This is a genomic window from Brachyspira catarrhinii, from assembly GCF_005518285.1.
Classification (GTDB): domain Bacteria; phylum Spirochaetota; class Brachyspiria; order Brachyspirales; family Brachyspiraceae; genus Brachyspira; species Brachyspira catarrhinii.
In genome coordinates, this window is record NZ_SJDU01000169.1 from 1 (window position 1) to 4,910 (window position 4,910).

The 4,910-nt window shown below is 34.5% G+C and carries 4 protein-coding genes and 1 pseudogene; 1 reads left to right on the plus strand and 4 read right to left on the minus strand.

Going from position 1 to position 4,910, the window contains the following annotated elements:
* Nucleotides 1–1,252, plus strand: a 1,252-nt coding sequence (locus EZH24_RS07190; protein WP_137998443.1) for a S41 family peptidase, incomplete at its 5' end; no start/stop codon positions are given.
* 103 nt (nt 1,253–1,355) lie between these two features.
* Here EZH24_RS07190 and ptsP read toward each other — a convergent pair.
* The 4 genes and pseudogenes from ptsP to EZH24_RS07210 all read right to left on the minus strand — a co-directional run.
* Entirely contained in the window at nt 1,356–3,119 is a 1,764-nt protein-coding gene (ptsP, locus tag EZH24_RS07195) for a phosphoenolpyruvate--protein phosphotransferase (RefSeq protein ID WP_137998444.1), read from the minus strand.
* A gap of 32 nt (nt 3,120–3,151) precedes the next feature.
* The gene (locus tag EZH24_RS07200; protein ID WP_137998445.1) at nt 3,152–3,418 is read right to left on the minus strand and encodes an HPr family phosphocarrier protein; all 267 of its coding nucleotides are present in this window, start codon (nt 3,416–3,418) and stop codon (nt 3,152–3,154) included.
* A gap of 141 nt (nt 3,419–3,559) precedes the next feature.
* A complete protein-coding gene (locus EZH24_RS07205) occupies nt 3,560–4,333 on the minus strand; it encodes a type III pantothenate kinase (RefSeq protein WP_137998446.1) in 774 nt (257 codons plus the stop codon).
* A 37-nt stretch (nt 4,334–4,370) separates the two neighbouring features.
* Nucleotides 4,371–4,898: pseudogene (locus tag EZH24_RS07210) on the minus strand (tRNA nucleotidyltransferase/poly(A) polymerase family protein); the annotation flags it as partial.
* Nucleotides 4,899–4,910 lie beyond the last annotated feature (12 nt).

Consider the following 4,910-nt stretch of genomic DNA (forward strand, 5'->3'; position numbering starts at 1 on the left):
ATTGATGTATGGCGCTATAAAAGGAATGCTCGAAGCTACTGACGACCCTTTTACATTTTTGCTTGACGAAAAATTAAACGAGGCTTTAAGCACGGAAATGTCGGGCAGATACGGAGGAGTCGGACTTTCAATTTCAAAACAACCCGATAAAGGACTTATGGTTGTAGCTCCGATAGAGGACGGACCGGGAGAAAAAGCGGGGATACTTCCTGGCGATATAATTACCGCTATTGACGGAAAAAGCACTAAAGATATGGCGGTAGATACGGCGGCAAATATAATGAGAGGAAAAGAAGGCACTAAAGTGACATTAACGATAGTGAGAGACGGAGTTCCAGATTCAATCGAATATCCTTTAACGAGAGCCTTAATAGAAATAAAAAGCGTAAAATATAAAATGCTTGATAATACTATCGGCTATATAAGAATCACAACTTTTGGGGACGACACTTCAAAAGAATTAGATACGGCGCTTAAAGATTTAAAGAAAAATGGAATGCAAAAATTGATTTTGGATTTGAGAAATAATCCTGGCGGAAGACTCGATACGGCAATAAATATAGTGGAAGAGTTTTTATCTGACGGAAAAATAGTTTATACGAGGGGAAGAACGAGAAACGAAAACCAAGATTATTTCGCTTCGAGAAAAGGAGACGAATGGGTTAATGGAGATATGCTCGTTTTGGTTAATCAATATAGCGCTTCGGCTTCCGAAATACTTGCTGGCGCATTACAAGATAATAATAGAGCGAGACTTTTGGGAGAGACGACTTTCGGAAAATTTAGCGTTCAATATGTGCTTCCGCTCGATTCGAGAGACAATACTTCTTTCAAATTTACCGTAGCTCATTATTATACTCCAAACGGAAGAAGACTTCATGGAAAGGGAATAACGCCCGATTATGTTGTGGTTGAAGAAAAATTAAGCGCTTCGGATATTACCGCATTAACCGAATTGAGAAAGAGCGGAGAAATATCTTCTTATGTAAAAAGGTATCCTAATGAAAGTTCGGACGCTTCGGCTTTGCCTCGATTCAAAGAAGAATTGAAAGACAAAAATATTCTTCCTAGCGATTATTTATTAGAACGATTAATTTATAACGAGCGCAATTTGGGAAATTATAACGAGATAGTAGATATGCGATACGATAAACAATTGAAAGCGGCTATAAGTTATCTTGAAACGGGAAAAGAGCCTCCGCAGGATAAAGAAGAACCGAGAGAAAATTGGTCTAACGAAAGCGAAGAATAAAATTAATTAGCCAATAAAATTTATATTAATCATAATAAAGAGAGGTTATTAAAAATAATAGCCTCTCTGAATTTTAAATACTTGTTAAATCAAATTTACAAATTTAATAGCTTATTGTATCTCCTCTTTCATGTATTTCCATGAATCTGAGTAATTCCGCTTTAACTTCTTCGGAAGTGGAAAGCGAAAGAACCCTTTTTGCAAGCATAGCGCATTCTGGCTTATCCAAAGATATAATCATTTTCTTAACTTCTGGAATCGAAATTGCCGACATAGAAAATACATCGAGTCCGAGTCCGAAAAGCAAAGGAACGGCAAGCAAATCTCCCGCAAGCTCTCCGCACATAGAAATAATGATTCCGCTCGAATGAGCGCCGTCTATAGCCATTTTGATAGCTATTAAAACGGAAGGATTATAAGGGTCGCAAATCGAAGCGATTTTTTCGTTTCCTCTATCCGCCGCCAAAGTGTATTGAGTCAAATCGTTAGTTCCAATAGAAAAGAAATCCGATTCTCTCGCAAAACTTTCCGATTTGAATACTACGGAAGGAGTTTCTATCATTATTCCCAACTCCAAAGCCTCGTTAAAGGCGACATTTTCTTTCATAAGTTCCAATTTGCAATCGTTAAATATAGCTTTAGCCTTTCTTAATTCTTCGAGCGAAACTATCATAGGAAGCATTATCTTCACTTTTCCGAAAGCGGAAGCTCTGAGCAAAGCTCTGAATTGAGTTTTTATAATCGATTGTCTATCCAAACATATTCTTAAAGCTCGCCAGCCCAAAGCGGGATTTTCTTCAACGGGCATATCCAAATAAGGCAAATGTTTATCGCCTCCAATATCCATCGTTCTAATCGTAACGGTATGTCCGCTCATAGCTTCGACTACTTCTTTGTATGCCTTAAACTGCTCTTCTTCGGTAGGAAAGTCGGTATTTTCCATAAACAAAAATTCCGTTCTATAAAGCCCTATTCCGTCCGCTCCGTTTTTCAAAGCTCCTCCCAAATCCGCGGGAGAACCGATATTGGCGTAAACTCTTATTTTAGTTCCGTCTTTTGAGATGGCGTCTCTATGAGCGAATTCTTTTAATAAAGCTCTGTTTCTGTCGAACTCGTCTTTTAATTTTTCACATTCTTCTATTGATTTTTCGGTAGGCTCTATGATTACTCCGCCCGTATTTCCGTTTAATATTATCGTCAAATCGTTCGCTTTCGTTTTAATATCTTTAATTTCTTTTATTATGCTTCCGATTCCAACGACCGCGGGAATTTCAAGCGACCTTGCCATAATAGAAGTATGGGAAGTTCTTCCTCCGATTTCCGTTATAAAACCGAGAGTATTTTCCAAATTCAAATTAGCCGTATCGGAAGGAGTCAAATCTCTCGCGATTATTATAGAATTTTTTGGAATATCGGACAACTCCACTATAGTCTCGCCCAATATATTTCTAATCCATCTATCCGCTATATCCGCCAAATCGCCCGCTCTCTCTCTCAAATATTCGTCCTGAACATCGCTTAATATTTGTTTGTAAACTTCTATTCCTTTCGACAAAGCGTAATCCGCCGAAACTTTTTCGTCCGTTATTATATCGTTTACTTCCTGAAGCAAATCTTCGTCTTCGAGCAAAGTAATATGAGCGTCAAATATAGCCGCTTTTTCTTCGGAAACTTTTTTCGCGGTAGTTTCTCTTATTTTTTGCAATTGTTCTTTCGTTTTGTTTCTTGCTTCTATAAGTTTGATTTTTTCTTCTTCGGGATTTTTACAGGGACATTTATTTATTTCAATTTCTTTTTTTTCAAATAAATAAACTTTTCCTATGGCTATTCCCGGAGATACGCCTATTCCAGTGATTCTTTTTTCCATAATATAATTTCCAAAAAATAAATTTTAATTATTTAATCTTTCAAATTGGCTAAAAACTCTTCTATTTTTTTTAAATTTTCCTCTTCGTTTTCTCCATCGCAATAAATGGTAAGAACCGAACCTTTTTTAACTCCAAGAGATAAAACTTTCAAAAGAGAAGAGCCGTTAACTCTTTTTCCCGCTTCGTTTTCAACCTCTATTTTACATCCCGATAAAGATTTTATGAATGTGACAAATTCGTTTCCAGGTCTTGCATGAAGTCCCGTTTCGTTTTGTATTGTAACTTTTCCAGTAATCATTTAATTACTCCTTGATTTATTTAATTATATTTTTTATATTTTAAAGTATAACCATTTTTTATTATTTGTCAAATTTGGGAATATTAAATATTACTTTATTGCAATAATTATAAAATTTTCTCTATATTTTATTATTTATCGTTATCTGCCGAATTTTTTGTCAATCATATTAAAATAAGTTCCCTGCATTACCAAATAAGGATATATTTTGCATTTCAATAATTTTAAATTCGATATTCCGCCCGTTAAAAATATTTTGCTTTTTAGATTATATTTTTCTTTTATATATTTTTTTGTTTCGTTTACGCCGTAATGGACGCTTCCTATGGTATTGTAAATAGCTCCCGACATAATCGCGTCTTTTATATTTGTATTAAGAGGATTTGGAATAGATTCTATCGGTCCCATTTCGTAATAGGGCAAAGAAGTTCTGCTCGATAAAGCTTTATAACTCGTTTTTGTTCCGCTCATTATCATACCGCCTAAAAATATTAAATCGGAAGTCATAACGCTTATTGTAGTCGCCGTTCCCATATCTACAACGATTGAAGCGTATCTTTCGTTTTCGTTATATCCTTCAAAACATACCGAAGCGTAGGTTGATAAAACTCTATCTATTCCCACAGAATTTTTAGGTTCGTATAAATTTCCTTTCAATTTTATATCTTTATGAGTCACTCTATAAACATCTTTTTTCAAAACATCTTTCACAGAAGTGACAAATATATCGTTTCTGTCAAAACAAACGCTGCTATAAAAAGCTTTATTTATTTTGTAATTTTCTTTTATTTCTTTTAATGCGGACAAAATATGCCTTATATTATAACTGTTGACATTGAAATAAATCGGATTATGGCTTTTGTCGAAAACGGCTAATTTCATTCTCGTATTTCCTATATCGGCGATAAGATACATTTTTAAATCCTCTTTCTTTATTATATATTAATATATATTAATTATTTAAATTATTGCTCTCCAAAAAAAGTTTCGTTTTTTCCATAAGTTTTTCTTTATCATTTAAACTTGGCTCGTCCAAAATCAAATCGAGCAAATAATTTAATATTTTTCCCACAATAGGACCTGGTTTCAAATTAAATTCTTTCATCAAATCGTTTCCGTTTATTTTTAAATCTTTAACGGTTATCGCGTTTTCTTCTTCGATTATTTTATCTATTCTTGCCAAAAGTTTAGGTATCGCTTTGCTTTCTTTGTCTTTTCTGTTTCCGCTTCCGAGTCTGTCCGCTTCTCTCAATTTTAATAACGGTTTTATATTTTCCACTCCAACCGCTTTCATAAATCTTCTAACCGCTCCGTCCGTCCATTCATCCTGATAATAAAACATATGCTGTCTTACCAAAAGAGTGACAAAATCTATTTCCGCATTGGAATATTTTAATCGCTTCATAATTTTTTTTGCAACATTCGCTCCGACAACCTCATGATTATAATATACTGGCTCTTCTTGTTTTGAAACTTTTTTTTAAACTTTTTT

What these genes read in the sequence shown, in the direction of transcription:
- ptsP (WP_137998444.1), bottom strand. Translation starts at nt 3,119, where the DNA reads ATGGAAAAAAGAATCACTGGAATAGGCGTATCTCCGGGAATAGCCATA.
- EZH24_RS07200 (WP_137998445.1), bottom strand. Translation starts at nt 3,418, where the DNA reads ATGATTACTGGAAAAGTTACAATACAAAACGAAACGGGACTTCATGCA.
- EZH24_RS07205 (WP_137998446.1), bottom strand. Translation starts at nt 4,333, where the DNA reads ATGTATCTTATCGCCGATATAGGAAATACGAGAATGAAATTAGCCGTT.